This is a genomic window from Halomonas sp. KM072, assembly GCF_050710315.1.
Lineage (GTDB): Bacteria > Pseudomonadota > Gammaproteobacteria > Pseudomonadales > Halomonadaceae > Vreelandella > Vreelandella hamiltonii.
The window spans coordinates 651,549-669,414 of record NZ_CP136132.1 but is presented as its reverse complement, the minus strand read 5'-3'; the positions used below and the strand labels follow the sequence as shown (position 1 = coordinate 669,414).

Below are 17,866 nucleotides of genomic sequence, written 5' to 3'. Positions count from 1 at the left end.
CGAAGCCTGCTTTGTGAAAAGCGAAGAATGCACCGGCTCATGCAGTCGTTCAACAAATCGGCCTGTTGAGTGGCTGCCGGGGCAGCCACTCCTTCATTGCCTACGCTTCTCCCAACAGCCCCAGGCTGGCGGCGGGGGCTTGGCGGCGCAGTTGGTAAGAGAGCAGATGACCAATGATGCCGATCAGCAGCGCGCCGCCCAGGGGCAGCACTAGCCATAGGCCCCAATGCAGGCGCGGGGTGAGGTCGAGCCAGTAGAGGTAGAGCACGGCGGTGACCAGCTCGGCCAGCACGGCGCCCAGCAGCCCGCTGGCAAAGCCCAGCAGGGCGTACTCGGCTCCTTGCACGCGGGAGATCATGCGATTACCCGCCCCGAACACCCGCAGCAGGCCGCTTTCATGGGCGCGTACCGGTCGGCTGGCCGTGAGGGCGGCGTACAACACGCTCACCCCTGCCAACAGCACCAGGGCCAGCACCAGTTCGACGGCCCGCGTTACCTGGGTGAGCACGTCACGTACCTGGCCCAGGATGGCATCGACGTTGAGCAACGAGACGCCCGGGAAGTCACTGACCAGTTGGCGAACCAGGCTCTGCTCCGCGTCTGGCAAGTGGAAGGCGGTGATGAAGCTATGCCCAAAGGACTCCAGTACGCCCGGCGGAAAGATCACGAAGAAGTTGGGGTTGAAGCTATCCCAGTTCAGGCTGCGCAAACTGTCGATGCGGGTGGTGATGGTATCGCCCCCCACGGTGAAGGTCATTTCATCGCCCACGCCTAGCCCCAGGCGGGCTGCCAGCCCCTCTTCCACCGAAATGGGCACGGTACTGGCCACCGCCGAGGCAGTGGCTTCGACTTCACTCATCCAGCCCTGAGGCTCGCTGGGGGTGCGAAACCATTGCCCGGCCACTACGCGATTGCCTTCCGGCAGCGTGGCTTGCCAGGTGAGGTTCAGCTCGCGGCGCAAGGAGTTGTCGCCACGGGCATCGGGTGGCACGGCGTCCCGGGGGGCTTGCCCGTTGATGGCACTGATGCGCCCGCGCACCATGGGGTAGAGCGTGCTTTGGGTCTCGACGCGCGGGGCCACGGCCTGCTCGAAGGCCTCGCGTTCGCTGGGCTGGATATTGATGGCAAAGTAGTTGGGCGTGGTGTCCGGCAGCTGGTCTTGCCAGGTGGTCAGCAGATCACCACGTACCAGCACGATCATGGCCATGGCGAAAAACGTCACCGAAAAGGCCAGCAGTTGCCCTAACCCGGCCTGTTTGCGACGGGCCAACTGCCGCCCTCCCAAACGCAGGGCCTGGCCCCATTCACTAGCACCTGAGAGGCGCTGTACTGCCTTCAACAAGCCGTTCAGCAGCAAGGCACTGACGCCCCACAACAGTGCCAGCAACAGCGAACCGCCCAACAGCAGCGCCAGAGCCAGCGAGAAGCTGCCCGAGTAGAGCCACAGCAGGCCACCAAACACCAGGCTGGCCACGCCCACCACCAGCCAGGCGGCAGGCGGCAGCGGGTCCAGCTCACGGCGCAGCACTTTCAGCGCGCTCACCTGCTTGATGCGCAGCAAGGTGGGGCCAGCAAAACCCACCAGTACCGCCAGCGCGGTGAAGATGCCCAGCCATAGCGGCATGATGCCGGGGGCAGGCAGCGTCATGGGCAGGAAGCTGCTCAACAACCACAGCAGCAGTGCCTGGCCTACCAGCCCGAGGGCCGCGCCCAGTAGTGATGCCATCAAGGCCAGGCCCACCAGCTGCAGGCTAAACAGCATGACCAGCTGTTGCTGGCTAGCGCCGAAGCAGCGCAGCAGCGCGGCGGTGTCCAGATGGCGCTCGACATAGCGACGAGTCGACATGGCCACTGCGACCCCGGCCAACAGCACGGCCGCCAGCCCTGCCAGCCCCAGGTAGCTCTCCGCGCGCTGCAGTGCATTGCCCAACTGCGGCCGGTCGACACGCACGTCACGAACGTCAACGCCATTTCGGCGCAGCTGTGTCAGCAAGCCTTGGACTTGTTCCAGGGCAGCGGGTGGCCCGGCGGCCAGCAGTTCGAACTCGACCCGGGAGCCAGGCTGCACCAGCCCGGTGGCGTCAAGGTCGGCGGTATTGAGCATCAGCCGGGGGTTGAAGTTGCCAAACCCTGCGGACTGGTCGGCTTCACGCTCGATGATGCCGGTGATGGTCAGCTCGGTTTGGCCTACCTGTACCTGATCGCCTATCTGGATCTCGATCAGCTCCGCCAGACGCGGGTCGGCCCAGGCCTCACCGGCGCCAGGCCCGGAGGCCAGGCGTTCGACTCCGTTGCCCAGATCGACCAGGTTGACGCCATAATGCGGGTAGATATCATCGACGGCCTTGAGGCTGGCCGGTTGAAAGCGCTCACCGCGGCTAATCATCGACACCAGGTCTACCTGGTCGCTCAGGATAAAGCCCGCCGCTTCGAGTTCGGCACGCAGGCTCTCATCGAAGGGCTCACGCTGTTCCAGCACCAGGTCGCCGCCCAATATCTGGCTGGCCTGGCGCTCCAGGCCACGCTCCAGACGGTCCAGGAAGAAGGCGATCATGGTGGATGCCGCCACCGCCAACATCAAGGCCACGAACAGCGCCCGGACATCTGACGCGCGCAAGTCACGTTTTAAACTACGGGCGGCCAGCCGCCAGTTGATGTCACTCATTGCCTTCCTCGCTGGTGGCCGGGGCGGGAACGAAAGGCGTCAATTGGCCATTGGTGAGCCGCAGGCAGCGGTCGCAACGACGCGCCAACGCGTGGTCGTGAGTCACCAGGATCAGCGTGGTGCCCGCCTGCTGGTTCAGCGTGAACAGCAGGTCGATGATTTGTGCGCCGGTATCCGGGTCGAGGTTGCCGGTGGGTTCGTCGGCGAACACCAGCTCCGGGTCGGTGACGAAGGCACGGGCAATCGCCACGCGCTGCTGTTCGCCCCCAGAGAGCTGTTTGGGCAGATGCGAGGTGCGCTCCCCTAGCCCCACACGCTCCAGCCACTGCTGGGCGGCGGCGGTTTCCCCTGCCCGGGGCGACAACTCCAGCGGCAGCAGCACGTTTTCGAAGGCGCTGAGCGTGGGCAGCAGCTGGAAGTTTTGAAACACGAAACCTACTCGTCCGGCCCTGAGCGCGGCACGCCCATCCTCATCCAGCTGGCTCAGCGGGTGACCAAACAGCGTCAGCTCACCATCACTTGGCGTGTCCAGCCCCGCCAGTAGCCCCAGCAAGGTTGACTTGCCTGCCCCGCTCTTGCCTAGAATGGCAACGCTTTCACCGGCGGCCACGCTGAGGTCGAGGTGGTCCAGAATGGTCAGCGAGCGCTCGCCACTGGCCACGCGTTTTGCCAACTGATGGGCATGCAGCACGACGTTGGGCGCAATGACGGGGGGAACCTTACCTGACGTTGGCGTGTCGGTGGTGGGCGCATGCGCATTGGCAGCATCGGTGGGCACTTTGGAAGTAGGGTCAGAGGAGTAGGACATGAAGCGTGGATTCCCTTTAATAACGGTTCGACAACGAATGGTACCTGTACGACAGGCGATGCACACGACACTCGCAAACACAGCTTTCTCACCAACAGCACTTTCAAGAGCCTTCATGCTGACGGCCGTCACCCTGGTGACCTGTTTGAGCGTGCTCCCCTTGTACGCCGATGACGACGACACGTCCTCGGATACTCGCGCATTACCCACGCTGCTGGTGATGGGCGATAGCTTGAGCGCTGCCTATGGTATCGAGGAAGAGCAAGGCTGGGTGGCGCTGCTCGCCGAGCGCCTGGAGGGCGAGGCCCAAGTGGTCAATGCCAGCATCAGCGGTGAAACCACCTCTGGCGGTGCGCAACGATTCGCCGACATACTCCGACAGCGTCAGCCGGATATCGTTCTGCTGGAGCTGGGTGGCAACGATGGCCTGCGGGGCCTGCCTCCGGCCCAGATGCGCGCCAATCTGGCCAGCATGATCGAACAGAGCCAGCAGGCCGATGCCGAGGTGCTGCTGCTGGGCATCGATATTCCTCCCAACTACGGGCAGGCATATCGCGATGCCTTTACCGGCGTGTTCCACTCACTGGCGGATGAGTACTCGCTTTCACTGGTGCCTTTCCTGCTGGAAGATGTGGCGCTCAATACCCAGCTGATGCAAAGCGATGGCATCCACCCCACGGCAGACGCACAGCCTATCATTCTCGACAACGTTTGGCCCGAACTGGAGCCCATGTTGGAAGCCACCTATCAGGCAGCCCAGTAATAAAACGTTGATACTTTGTGACCAGCAGGGATAGCGCTTTTGCATGCCAGCGAGTAATCTTAAGCTCTATTTGCTCAACACTCATGGCGTCCATGTCCCTGCACTCCTCCCCTTCTCCTCATGGCCTGACACGTCGGCGGTTCTTGACCGTCACAGGTACCTTGTTGCTGGGTGTTGGGCTGGGGTTTCAGCCCTCTCCTGCGGCCGCCTTCAACCCTCAGCGGCTGCGTCAATCCATGCAGCGGCTTTATGGCCAAAGCGGAATGAACGTGCTGGAAGAGTGGTTCAGCCTGCTCGACCGCCTGCAGGGCCAGGATATTCAAACGCAACTGCGCGACGTGAATGACTTCTTCAACCGGCGCATTCGCTGGGTAGATGATATCCAGGCGTGGGGCCAGGAAGATTTTTGGGCCACCCCCCTGGAGGCCATGGGCAATGGTCAGGGTGATTGCGAAGACTATTCGATTGCCAAATACATCACGTTAAAGCAGTTGGGCGTTCCGGGTGACCGGCTTCGCATGATTTATGTCCGTGCACGGATCGGGCGTAGTCAGATTACCCAGGCGCACATGGTGCTGGGCTACTACTCGACGCCCAATGCCGAACCGCTGGTGCTGGATAACCTGATGCCTTCCATCACGCCCGCTTCCCAGCGTAACGACCTGGACCCGGTCTTCAGTTTCAATAGCAGTGGTTTGTGGGCAGGCGGCGGCTCCGAGTCTCGCGCCGACCCGCTGGCGCGGCTATCTCGCTGGCGCAGCGTCATCGAGCGCATGCAATCACAAGGATTCATCTAAGAGGAACAGGCACCATGTCGCTGATCAAACAGCTTTGGCTGGCCATTATCGTGCTGTTGCTGCTGTCGTTCGTCGGCAGCCTGGCCATCAGCATCAACAGCAGCCGCGCTTACATCGAGCAGGAAGTGCGCATCAAGAACGAGGACAACGCCACGGCACTGGCGCTTTCCATGAGCCAGCTGGACAAGGAGCTGGTGATTCTTGAACTACTGATAGCAGCCCAGTTCGATACCGGTTACTACCGTTCTATCGTGCTGCGCGATGCCGAAGGCGACGTGCTGGTGGAACGCCACGCCGGTGAGTACAGCGGCGACGTGCCCGGCTGGTTTCGTAGCCTGGTGCAGTTCGATGTGCCCGTGGGCACCGCTACCATTCAGGATGGCTGGCGGCAGTTTGGCACGCTGGAGCTGGAGAGCCAGCACAGTTTTGCCTACGCCTCGCTATGGCGCAGCATGCTGGAGCTGGCGGGGTGGTTCCTGCTGGCGGGGGCGATCAGCCTGACCCTGGCCACGGTGATGGTACGAGGCATCAAACACCCGCTGGTGCGGGTAGTGGCCCAGGCCAAAGACATCAGTGCGCGCCGCTTCACCACCATCAAGGAGCCCCGCACGCTGGAGCTGCGCGAAGTGGCCCAGGCAATGAACGTGCTGTCGGCCAACGTGCGCCAGATGCTCAGCCACGAAGGGCAAAAACTGGACGAGCTGCGCCGTCACCTGCAGCACGACCGTGTGACCGGCGCCTTGAACCGCGATGTAATGCTGGGCAAGCTGGGCGCTCTGCTGGAGAGTGAAGACGCCCGTGCCACGGGGCTGCTGGTCATGGTGCGTGTGCGCGCTCTGGAGCAGTTGAACGAGCAGCTTGGCCACCAAGCCACCGATGCCCTGCTCAAGCAGCTCACCCAGCAGTTGGCCGCACTGGACACGGCCTCCGAGGAGCCTCTGGTGGGCCGACTCAACGGCAGTGACTTTCTGCTGATGCTGCCCATGGAAGAGCAGCCTCATGTACTGCTGCCTCGCCTGGAAGAAGCCCTGATACAGGTCACGGCACATCACGAGACGGCCGCCCCAAGCCTGGCCACCGCCGTAGTTGCCTACCACCCCCAAGACCAACGAGGTCCGCTGCTGGCCACCCTGGACGACGCCTTGGCCGAAGCCGAAAGCCCTAGCAGCACCACTCACCTCGTGGTGCGTCAGCGTGAACAAGGCTCCCTGTTCGGCAACCACACTCAGTGGCGTAGTGCGCTAACAGCGGCCATTGCCCAGGGGCCGCAGTTGGCGTACTTCCCCGTCATGGATGCCGACCAACAGGTACTGCACTACGAGTGCCCTGCCCGCCTCAAGTTGGCCAACGAATGGCAAAGTGCGGGGCTCTTCATTCCCTGGGTCACACGGTTTTCTCTCGAGCCCGCGCTGGATATCGCTGTCGTCAAAAAAGCGCTGGATAAGCTCACGGCCCACGGTGAGCAATCGTTCGGGATCAACCTGTCGATTGCCTCGATTACCAATGCCGAGTTCGTCAATGAGCTGAGACAGCTATTGGAGAAGCAGCCTGCTCAGGCGCGCAAGCTCTGCTTCGAGGTACCCGCTACGCTGACTCCTCACGCCATTGGCAGCTTGCGCGGGCTATGCAGCGCTCTGCGCCCGCTGGGCTGCCAGTTCGGCATCGAGCACGTGGGCGCTGAATTCACCAAGCTGGCCGACCTGCACGACGTAGGGTTGAGCTACCTGAAACTGGACAGCAGCCTGGTGCGGGGTATCGATACCTCCCACGAGCAGCAGACCATCGTGCGCGGCATGGCAACCCTGTGCCACTCACTGGGTATTCAGGTGATCGCCGAGGGCGTGGCCGCCCCGGAGGAGCTGGAAAGCCTGTTCCGCACCGGTGTAGATGGCGTAACAGGCCCAGCCGTTCGCGCGCATTAGCGGCTCAAAAGCCAGCACGGCAGCAACAGGCGCGCCTTGAGCGCGCCACGCCTAGATCAGCGTATCTTCGTCCCCCAGCAGATTCACATCGTTCTTGGCGCGCAATGTCTTGCGCGCCATGACTTTCGCTTGTGCCGCTGGCGGCAAATCCGTAAAACTCAACACGCCCTTCTCGAGCAACACTTCCAGCATGTCTTCCACTACCCTCACAAAGGCCAGGTCAGAGGCAATCATCTGTGCCGACTGCCCGGTTTGCTGGGCCAAAAAGGCGAACACCTCTGGTGAATTGGCCGCGATGGTTTCGTTACACTCGGGCGTAGGCTCTTTGCTAAGCGTCACGATCTCTCCCTTGGCGTTACGTTTGATATAGAGCATAGCGGCTTCCCCTGTAAGTAAACGCGCCTATTGGTTGCTAAACGTAATCTTACTGTAGATACGACAAGGCCGCCCGTAGGCGGCCTTGGGTTGGTCAACGCTGTTACTGATCAATCTTCAACTGATCGTGATCCAACAGAGACTGAATGAAGTCAGACGAACTGGTACCCTGCGGCATCTGCACGTTCTTCAACACGATCTGTTGATCGGCGTTGCTGCCGTCGCTGGCAATGCCACCATCTGACTTGATATGCAGCACGGTGTCTGCCCCTTGCTGCTCTGCCTTGATGTACTGATCGATATTACCAGCGTTTTCGTTCTGGAGAAGATCCGCAAGATCCAGGCGATCTGCCGATGCATTCGCGCCAAACACACCCAGCGTGAAGTCCGTGACCTTGTCCACGGCAGCACCCGACCCACTGATGCCCTGATCACCGAATTCCCACTTGAAGGTGTCTGCACCTGCCCCACCCGCGAGAATATCGCTTCCTTCGCCGCCGTAGATGACGTTGTTACCACCATTCCCTTGCAACGTGTCGTTACCCTCGCTTCCCCAGACGAAGCTGTCGACGCCAGGGCCGGTGATGCCAACACGCAGAGTGGCTTCCGCCGTCACACCCGTTGGGTGCACCAGTTGATACGTGAGGCTATCGATCTGGCCCACGTGCTCTGGGTTGGCAACGGGGCGATAGGTGTAATCACCATCCGACTCCAGCGTAAACTCGCCATATTTTCCAACGATCTTGACGCCTGACTCCGTGGTCGCCACAAAAGCATTGCCGTTCCAGACTTTCAACACGGTATCGGTAGAGCCGGGGATGTCACTCTTGCCGTCGATACCGGCATCGGTCAGCACGTTGCCTTTCGCCTCTGTCAGCCTGGGTTCCTGATAACTGGCGGGTTGTACCACTGCCCCGACGTCTCCCAATGTCACCTTGGAGTAGTAATCGGTCTTGAAGATCAAGAACCATGTGCTATGTACTCCACTGGTCGTAGCCGTGAACTGCACCACGTACTTGCCAGCGCTCAGTCCGTTCAGTTCCAGGTTATTCTGCCCGTTGACAGCTGTCCCACCAAAGCCAGAGACATCTTTGAACTGATTGGGCGCTGTCTCTTGCAGCAGTTTCCAAGTCAACGACGCTTTAGTGCTTCCAGGTGTTTCAAAACTTGCATTGAAGCTTACCTTGGCACTCCCACCCTGACCAATAGTGAGGACGCCTGACCGATACTGATCGACTTTGACGTCAGCAGTCGCGTGAGTCGAACTCTGAGCTCCCAATATCTGTGACGTGATGGCAGGCGGAGTGATGGTGACCCAAGTCAGATCAGCGGTTGCTACGTTATCCACCGCGTTGACACTGTTGGGCACACCGCTGAGATCGATCTTCAGCGTCGAGGCAACCTTGTCACCGTCCGCATCTACCTGAACGTAGGTAAAGGTTTCCACGCGCTTCTCACTCAGCTTCATGCTGTCGCGTACTTCACGGTCTACCACGTAGGTGTAGTTACCCGACGCATCCACGGTCAAGGTACCAAACTGCCCTTTGATGGTATTGGTCTGCACATCCTGACCATTGACCCTCCACAACAGCGCACCCACCGTTGCAGCACCGTCCGCACCCCAATTGGTTTCCAGTTGCCCTTGGACGCTTGGCAGATCGTCGGTGGATGAAATTTCGGCATAGAGGTCGAAGGAATTAGCTTTCGTCTCTGTGGTGCGCACCTTGTCGACCAGGTTGCCATCCTTGTCCAAGAACCCTTTGATATGCAGCACATACTCGCGATCACCCACACGAATGATCTGCGTATCGTTGGGGTTCTTGATCTTCACGAAGTCATCGTTGTCCGGATGCGTGGCTACCCGATTGGTATTTGGCGTCTCGTCATGCTCCAGCTTGATGACAGTGGAAACCGTGGTAAGGACGCCATCGATGACTGCCTTGAAGGAGACCTGAAGATCGACGGTTTTCAGTACCTTGGCATCACTGGAGATGGCAAAGTTGTTGTGGGTCAGCGTGCCCACCACGAACTTGGAGTCCGCATCTACCGGTTTCGAGCCTGTCAGGCCAGAGGCATATTTGAAGTCATAGCCTGAGCCGCTGGAGCCACCCCACTGGATATACACCCCTTGGTTATTGGCGGTAGTGGTCACACTGCCTGAACCACTAGTGGAAGTGAGGTTTTTCCATCCAGCATTCAGCTGCGCAATTTCCAGTTCGCTGACAGGTACCTGAATGACATTGGCAAGCGTAAAGGCTTCCGGCGTATCGTCGATGACCGTGACCTTGATCGTGCCTGTCGATGTCTGATTCTGGATATCCTTAACCGCGACATCAATGGCGTTCTTGAAGGCTGAGTCAGTACCTTGTGCCGAATGGCTGACCGTTTCCTTCAGCACGAATTGGTAGCTGAGCGCCCCACCCTTTTCATCACCGTTGTAACCTGTAATGCGAAGCGTATTACCCTCTTTGGTCACGATTTCAATCGGACTGCCACCATTGGTCGCCAATAGCTGTGCTACCGACAGCACCTTGCCAGCCACGGTGATCGTTGCAATGCCTGCCGCAGACGAGACAGAGAAACTGCCTGCCGCCTGAGGCTCACCTTGTCCTGCTTTGGTGCCATCTTTCAGGAAGGCCTCGTTCACCACCAGAGTACTGCCGCTCAAATCGATACCTGGAGGCGCAACCGGTACGTTGCCTACAGGTACATCAGTAGCAACGCTCGGCTCACCGATAATGACGTCGACTACGCCACTTTCATTGCCTGCTGCATCGATGACCTGGTAGCTGAAGCCTGCATCCGGTACCAGTTTGTAGTCGATAGCGCGGACAAAGTAGTCACTGCTGTCGCTTCCGCTACCGCCACCTTGGGTATAGCCGTCTGCGTACTCCTTGGCCGTGAAGCGGAGCTGATCGAAGATGACGCCGTTGATGGTGAATTGGCCGTTACTCAGGACCTTGTCAATACTTTCACCACCCAGCTTATCGGCCGGGTTATTGCTGAAGGTCCACTCACCCACCAACTGGCCATCCAGATATGCTGCAACCGAGCCCACTTCCCCTTCTTGGGCAATCAGGTTCGCCACGGTAACCGTTGCTTCTCCTACCGGCTTGCGGAAGTCGAAGACGAGCTCTTCTGAGTTGCCACCACGCTCACCCAACTGATTGGGTGCATCTACCTGCAAGCCAGTGTTGTCAGAAACACCAAGGTTACCGTTGCTGACGTTCAGCAAGGTGTTGTCTTTCACACCAAAGAGGTTGTAGGCATAAATATCGACTCCCTGATTCTGCCAGGCAGTCAAATCACTACCACTCAAGGTGATGGTATCTGCACTGCTCAAGGCTGCCTGCAGCTCGTCTTTGGTAACGGACCAGTACAGCTTCGCCGTGGTATCGAACTCCGTGGCAGTCGTTGCCTCCTGGTAATTGCCGGTACCCAAATCAATATAGAGTTTGCCGTAGGTGGGTAACGAGCTGAGTACGAAGGTCAGGTCAGCTTCATTACTGAGCCCATCCTCTCCTCCCAGGGACGCATTTTCCTCGAACTCTGTAGGAGTTTGCTCGAACCCTCCATTCACCTGATCAACGCCACCACCCACAGTGAATGACTTGAACATCACCTGATCGATACGACCAACCGGGTTTCCGCTGCCCGTTTCTGCACCGGTCAATACGGGGTCGGCGAGGGGCGCGTCAGTGTCGACGACATAACCACGCTCGGCGTCGGCGCTGTAGGGGTTGCCAGCAGCATCTTCGCCGCTCACGGACGCGCTGATGCTGTCGTTGGCCGCCAGCAGCGATCCGGGGACGTCAATGGCGTAGGTGAGGTCTTCGCCCACCAGGCCGGTAAATTCTTGGCCGCCCACGGTCAGGGTGACGGTGTCACCGGCCTTGGCGTCGCCGCCCACGGTGCCGGTGACGGTGATGAGGTTGCCCTCGGCCGCTTCGGCACCGTTGATCACGTCGTCACCTGCCAGGGTGTCGATGGTGATGGTGGCGGTGGCGTCCAGGTTGACGGTGTAGTCACGCTCGGCGTCGGCGCTGTAGGGGTTGCCGGCGGCATCTTCGCCGCTCACGGTGGCGCTGATGCTGTCGTTGTCGGCCAGCAGCGCTCCGGGGACGTCGATGGCGTAGACCAGATTGCCGTTGGCATCGGCGGTCACCAGGCCGGTAAATGCTTGGCCGCCCACGGTCAGGGTGACGGTGTCGCCGGCCTTGGCGTCGCCGCCCACGGTGCCGGTAACGGTGATGAGGTTGCCCTCGGCCGCTTCGGCGCCGTTGATCACGTCGTCACCCGCCAGGGTGTCGATGGTGATGGTGGCTTCTGCGCCCAGGTTCACGTCATAGGACTTGTCGGTCTCGGCGCTGTAGGGGTTGCCGGCGGCGTCTTCGCCGCTCACGGAGGCGCTGATGCTGTCGTTGTCGGCCAGCAGCGATCCAGGGACGTCGATGGCGTAGGTGAGGTCTTCGCCCACCAGGCCAGTGAACGCTTGGCCGCCCACGGTCAGGGTGACGGTGTCGCCGGCCTTGGCGTCGCCGCCCACGGTGCCGGTGACGGTGATGAGGTTGCCCTCGGCCGCTTCGGCGCCGTTGATCACGTCGTCACCCGCCAGGGTGTCGATGGTGATGGTGGCTTCTGCGCCCAGGTTCACGTCATAGGACTTGTCGGTCTCGGCGCTGTAGGGGTTGCCGGCGGCATCTTCGCCGCTCACGGAGGCGCTGATGCTGTCGTTGTCGGCCAGCAGCGCTCCGGGGACGTCGATGGCGTAGACCAGATTGCCGTTGGCATCGGCGGTCACCAGGCCGGTAAATGCTTGGCCGCCCACGGTCAGGGTGACGGTGTCACCGGCCTTGGCGTCGCCGCCCACGGTGCCGGTGACGGTGATGAGGTTGCCCTCGGCCGCTTCGGCACCGTTGATCACGTCGTCACCCGCCAGGGTGTCGATGGTGATGGTGGCTTCTGCGCCCAGGTTCACGTCATAGGACTTGTCGGTCTCGGCGCTGTAGGGGTTGCCGGCGGCATCTTCGCCGCTCACGGAGGCGCTGATGCTGTCGTTGTCGGCCAGCAGCGATCCGGGCACGTCGATGGCGTAGGTGAGGTCTTCGCCCACCAGGCCGGTAAATTCCTGGCCGCCCACGGTCAGGGTGACGGTGTCACCGGCCTTGGCGTCGCCGCCCACGGTGCCGGTGACGGTGATGAGGTTGCCCTCGGCCGCTTCGGCACCGTTGATCACGTCGTCACCTGCCAGGGTGTCGATGGTGATGGTGGCGGTGGCGTCCAGGTTGACGGTGTAGTCACGCTCGGCGTCGGCGCTGTAGGGGTTGCCGGCGGCGTCTTCGCCGCTCACGGACGCGCTGATGCTGTCGTTGGCCGCCAGCAGCGATCCGGGGACGTCAATGGCGTAGGTGAGGTCTTCGCCCACCAGGCCGGTAAATTCTTGGCCGCCCACGGTCAGGGTGACGGTGTCACCGGCCTTGGCGTCGCCGCCCACGGTGCCGGTGACGGTGATGAGGTTGCCCTCGGCCGCTTCGGCACCGTTGATCACGTCGTCACCTGCCAGGGTGTCGATGGTGATGGTGGCGGTGGCGTCCAGGTTGACGGTGTAGTCACGCTCGGCGTCGGCGCTGTAGGGGTTGCCGGCGGCATCTTCGCCGCTCACGGTGGCGCTGATGCTGTCGTTGTCGGCCAGCAGCGCTCCGGGGACGTCGATGGCGTAGACCAGATTGCCGTTGGCATCGGCGGTCACCAGGCCGGTAAATGCTTGGCCGCCCACGGTCAGGGTGACGGTGTCACCGGCCTTGGCGTCGCCGCCCACGGTGCCGGTGACGGTGATGAGGTTGCCCTCGGCCGCTTCGGCGCCGTTGATCACGTCGTCACCCGCCAGGGTGTCGATGGTGATGGTGGCTTCTGCGTCCAGGTTGACGGTGTAGTCACGCTCGGCGTCGGCGCTGTAGGGGTTGCCGGCGGCATCTTCGCCGCTCACGGTGGCGCTGATGCTGTCGTTGCCGGCCAGCAGCGCTCCGGGGACGTCGATGGCGTAGACCAGATTGCCGTTGGCATCGGCGGTCACCAGGCCGGTAAATGCTTGGCCGCCCACGGTCAGGGTGACGGTGTCGCCGGCCTTGGCGTCGCCGCCCACGGTGCCGGTGACGGTGATGAGGTTGCCCTCGGCCGCTTCGGCGCCGTTGATCACGTCGTCACCCGCCAGGGTGTCGATGGTGATGGTGGCTTCTGCGTCCAGGTTCACGTCATAGGACTTGTCGGTCTCGGCGCTGTAGGGGTTGCCCGCCGCATCTTCGCCGCTCACGGAGGCGCTGATGCTGTCGTTGTCGGCCAGCAGCGATCCAGGGACGTCGATGGCGTAGGTGAGGTCTTCGCCCACCAGGCCAGTGAACGCTTGGCCGCCCACGGTCAGGGTGACGGTGTCACCGGCCTTGGCGTCGCCGCCCACGGTGCCGGTGACGGTGATGAGGTTGCCCTCGGCCGCTTCGGCACCGTTGATCACGTCGTCACCCGCCAGGGTGTCGATGGTGATGGTGGCTTCTGCGCCCAGGTTCACGTCATAGGACTTGTCGGTCTCGGCGCTGTAGGGGTTGCCGGCGGCATCTTCGCCGCTCACGGAGGCGCTGATGCTGTCGTTGTCGGCCAGCAGCGATCCAGGGACGTCGATGGCGTAGGTGAGGTCTTCGCCCACCAGGCCAGTGAACGCTTGGCCGCCCACGGTCAGGGTGACGGTGTCGCCGGCCTTGGCGTCGCCGCCCACGGTGCCGGTGACGGTGATGAGGTTGCCCTCGGCCGCTTCGGCGCCGTTGATCACGTCGTCACCCGCCAGGGTGTCGATGGTGATGGTGGCTTCTGCGCCCAGGTTCACGTCATAGGACTTGTCGGTCTCGGCGCTGTAGGGGTTGCCCGCCGCATCTTCGCCGCTCACAGAGGCGCTGATGCTGTCGTTGGCCGCCAGCAGCGCTCCGGGGACGTCGATGGCGTAGACCAGATTGCCGTTGGCATCGGCGGTCACCAGGCCGGTAAATGCTTGGCCGCCCACGGTCAGGGTGACGGTGTCACCGGCCTTGGCGTCGCCGCCCACGGTGCCGGTGACGGTGATGAGGTTGCCCTCGGCCGCTTCGGCACCGTTGATCACGTCGTCACCCGCCAGGGTGTCGATGGTGATGGTGGCTTCTGCGCCCAGGTTCACGTCATAGGACTTGTCGGTCTCGGCGCTGTAGGGGTTGCCGGCGGCATCTTCGCCGCTCACGGAGGCGCTGATGCTGTCGTTGTCGGCCAGCAGCGATCCGGGCACGTCGATGGCGTAGGTGAGGTCTTCGCCCACCAGGCCGGTAAATTCCTGGCCGCCCACGGTCAGGGTGACGGTGTCACCGGCCTTGGCGTCGCCGCCCACGGTGCCGGTGACGGTGATGAGGTTGCCCTCGGCCGCTTCGGCGCCGTTGATCACGTCGTCACCTGCCAGGGTGTCGATGGTGATGGTGGCTTCTGCGCCCAGGTTCACGTCATAGGACTTGTCGGTCTCGGCGCTGTAGGGGTTGCCGGCGGCGTCTTCGCCGCTCACGGACGCGCTGATGCTGTCGTTGTCGGCCAGCAGCGCTCCGGGGACGTCGATGGCGTAGACCAGATTGCCGTTGGCATCGGCGGTCACCAGGCCGGTAAATGCTTGGCCGCCCACGGTCAGGGTGACGGTGTCACCGGCCTTGGCGTCGCCGCCCACGGTGCCGGTGACGGTGATGAGGTTGCCCTCGGCCGCTTCGGCACCGTTGATCACGTCGTCACCTGCCAGGGTGTCGATGGTGATGGTGGCGGTGGCGTCCAGGTTGACGGTGTAGTCACGCTCGGCGTCGGCGCTGTAGGGGTTGCCGGCGGCATCTTCGCCGCTCACGGTGGCGCTGATGCTGTCGTTGTCGGCCAGCAGCGATCCAGGGACGTCGATGGCGTAGGTGAGGTCTTCGCCCACCAGGCCAGTGAACGCTTGGCCGCCCACGGTCAGGGTGACGGTGTCGCCGGCCTTGGCGTCGCCGCCCACGGTGCCGGTGACGGTGATGAGGTTGCCCTCGGCCGCTTCGGCGCCGTTGATCACGTCGTCACCCGCCAGGGTGTCGATGGTGATGGTGGCTTCTGCGCCCAGGTTCACGTCATAGGACTTGTCGGTCTCGGCGCTGTAGGGGTTGCCGGCGGCATCTTCGCCGCTCACGGAGGCGCTGATGCTGTCGTTGTCGGCCAGCAGCGCTCCGGGGACGTCGATGGCGTAGACCAGATTGCCGTTGGCATCGGCGGTCACCAGGCCGGTAAATGCTTGGCCGCCCACGGTCAGGGTGACGGTGTCACCGGCCTTGGCGTCGCCGCCCACGGTGCCGGTGACGGTGATGAGGTTGCCCTCGGCCGCTTCGGCGCCGTTGATCACGTCGTCACCCGCCAGGGTGTCGATGGTGATGGTGGCTTCTGCGCCCAGGTTCACGTCATAGGACTTGTCGGTCTCGGCGCTGTAGGGGTTGCCGGCGGCATCTTCGCCGCTCACGGAGGCGCTGATGCTGTCGTTGTCGGCCAGCAGCGCTCCGGGGACGTCGATGGCGTAGACCAGATTGCCGTTGGCATCGGCGGTCACCAGGCCGGTAAATGCTTGGCCGCCCACGGTCAGGGTGACGGTGTCACCGGCCTTGGCGTCGCCGCCCACGGTGCCGGTGACGGTGATGAGGTTGCCCTCGGCCGCTTCGGCACCGTTGATCACGTCGTCACCCGCCAGGGTGTCGATGGTGATGGTGGCTTCTGCGCCCAGGTTCACGTCATAGGACTTGTCGGTCTCGGCGCTGTAGGGGTTGCCGGCGGCATCTTCGCCGCTCACGGAGGCGCTGATGCTGTCGTTGTCGGCCAGCAGCGATCCGGGCACGTCGATGGCGTAGGTGAGGTCTTCGCCCACCAGGCCGGTAAATTCCTGGCCGCCCACGGTCAGGGTGACGGTGTCACCGGCCTTGGCGTCGCCGCCCACGGTGCCGGTGACGGTGATGAGGTTGCCCTCGGCCGCTTCGGCACCGTTGATCACGTCGTCACCTGCCAGGGTGTCGATGGTGATGGTGGCGGTGGCGTCCAGGTTGACGGTGTAGTCACGCTCGGCGTCGGCGCTGTAGGGGTTGCCGGCGGCGTCTTCGCCGCTCACGGACGCGCTGATGCTGTCGTTGGCCGCCAGCAGCGATCCGGGGACGTCAATGGCGTAGGTGAGGTCTTCGCCCACCAGGCCGGTAAATTCTTGGCCGCCCACGGTCAGGGTGACGGTGTCACCGGCCTTGGCGTCGCCGCCCACGGTGCCGGTGACGGTGATGAGGTTGCCCTCGGCCGCTTCGGCACCGTTGATCACGTCGTCACCTGCCAGGGTGTCGATGGTGATGGTGGCTTCCAAATCGGCATCCGCGTCGGCATCGGCATCAGCGTCTGCGTCTGCATCTGCATCTGCATCGGCGTCCGCGTCGGCATCCGCATCCGCATCCGCATCCGCATCAGCGTCTGCGTCGGCATCAGCGTCGGCGTCTGCATCCGCGTCGGCATCGGCATCAGCGTCGGCGTCGGCGTCGGCATCTGCATCAGCGTCGGCATCCGCATCGGCGTCAGCGTCCGCATCAGCGTCCGCATCAGCGTCCGCATCAGCGTCTGCATCGGCGTCAGCGTCCGCGTCGGCATCGGCATCGGCATCGGCATCGGCATCGGCATCGGCATCGGCATCGGCATCGGCATCGGCGTCAGCATCAGCGTCTGCATCCGCATCCGCATCCGCATCCGCGTCAGCATCGGCATCGGCATCGGCGTCTGCATCCGCATCTGCGTCGGCATCGGCGTCTGCGTCCGCATCAGCGTCTGCATCCGCATCGGCGTCTGCATCGGCATCGGCATCGGCATCGGCATCGGCATCGGCATCAGCATCAGCATCGGCATCAGCATCAGCATCAGCATCAGTATCAGCATCCGCATCAGCGTCTGCATCTGTGTCATCAGCAGCAGCGGTAGCGGCGGCGCCACCATCAAATTCTACGAATTCGGCGCCTTCCAGTCCGCCTTCGGTGTTGAAGCTTTGCGGGTCGGTTTCTTCGGCAATACGGGCAACGCGCACGAAGCTGCTGCCGCCAACGCCACCGCCACCTGCGCCAGCACCGGCCGCCGTGGCATCCAGGATATCGAGGAGGTCACCGTCTTCATCTTCGAGGGCGGCAAGCAGGGCTTCCAGGTCATCGTCCAGAGCGCTGGCGTCCGTGGCGACAATGGCATCGACATCCAGTTCAGGGGTGACGGCCACTTCCTGGCCACCCTCGACCACATTGGCGCCGGTACCATCGGCAAAATCCAGCTCTACACGACCATCGGCGGAAGTGACGAGGGTTTCGCCTTCCTGGATGACGTCGCCAATACGCAGTTCACGCAGGTTGCCGTCTTCGTCACGCGCCCATGCTTGACCTGAAATCGAGATAACCGTTGCCGTTGCCATGTCTTGTTCTCCACCCACTGCTCGATTAAGGGGTTGCCGATGCCAGTCGCCAC

The 17,866-nt window shown here is 62.4% G+C and carries 7 protein-coding genes; 3 read left to right on the top strand and 4 right to left on the bottom strand.

The genetic code is table 11. The annotated features are described in order from the left end of the window. Positions 1-100: 100 nt before the first annotated feature. Positions 101-2,665 carry an ABC transporter permease gene (locus tag RVM26_RS03095; protein WP_498940725.1) on the bottom strand — a complete coding sequence of 855 codons (2,565 nt, stop codon included), beginning with the start codon at positions 2,663-2,665 and terminating at the stop codon, positions 101-103. Beyond that, positions 2,658-3,473 (bottom strand): ABC transporter ATP-binding protein, encoded by an 816-nt coding sequence (locus RVM26_RS03090; RefSeq protein WP_498940723.1) that lies wholly within the window; start codon positions 3,471-3,473, stop codon positions 2,658-2,660. The genes RVM26_RS03095 and RVM26_RS03090 overlap by 8 nt, the downstream gene beginning before the upstream one ends. Before the next feature lie 115 nt (positions 3,474-3,588). Between RVM26_RS03090 and RVM26_RS03085 the strand changes: the two genes are divergently transcribed. From RVM26_RS03085 to RVM26_RS03075, 3 genes are all read left to right on the top strand, one after another. Then, positions 3,589-4,236: an arylesterase gene (locus tag RVM26_RS03085; protein WP_446718790.1), complete on the top strand. Its 648-nt coding sequence runs from the start codon at positions 3,589-3,591 to the stop codon at positions 4,234-4,236. A gap of 92 nt (positions 4,237-4,328) precedes the next feature. Continuing rightward, positions 4,329-5,033 carry a transglutaminase-like cysteine peptidase gene (locus tag RVM26_RS03080; RefSeq protein ID WP_498940721.1) on the top strand — a complete coding sequence of 235 codons (705 nt, stop codon included), beginning with the start codon at positions 4,329-4,331 and terminating at the stop codon, positions 5,031-5,033. A gap of 14 nt (positions 5,034-5,047) precedes the next feature. Further along, positions 5,048-6,955 (top strand): bifunctional diguanylate cyclase/phosphodiesterase, encoded by a 1,908-nt coding sequence (locus RVM26_RS03075; protein WP_498940719.1) that lies wholly within the window; start codon positions 5,048-5,050, stop codon positions 6,953-6,955. A 51-nt stretch (positions 6,956-7,006) separates the two neighbouring features. On the opposite strand, the gene RVM26_RS03070 is transcribed toward RVM26_RS03075, so the two are convergent. Further along, on the bottom strand, positions 7,007-7,330 hold the full coding sequence (locus RVM26_RS03070) for a tryptophan synthase subunit beta like protein (protein ID WP_193461966.1): 324 nt from the start codon (positions 7,328-7,330) through the stop codon (positions 7,007-7,009). Between the two features lie 103 nt (positions 7,331-7,433). After that, positions 7,434-17,813 carry a BapA/Bap/LapF family large adhesin gene (locus tag RVM26_RS03065; RefSeq protein ID WP_498940717.1) on the bottom strand — a complete coding sequence of 3,460 codons (10,380 nt, stop codon included), beginning with the start codon at positions 17,811-17,813 and terminating at the stop codon, positions 7,434-7,436. Positions 17,814-17,866: the final 53 nt, after the last annotated feature.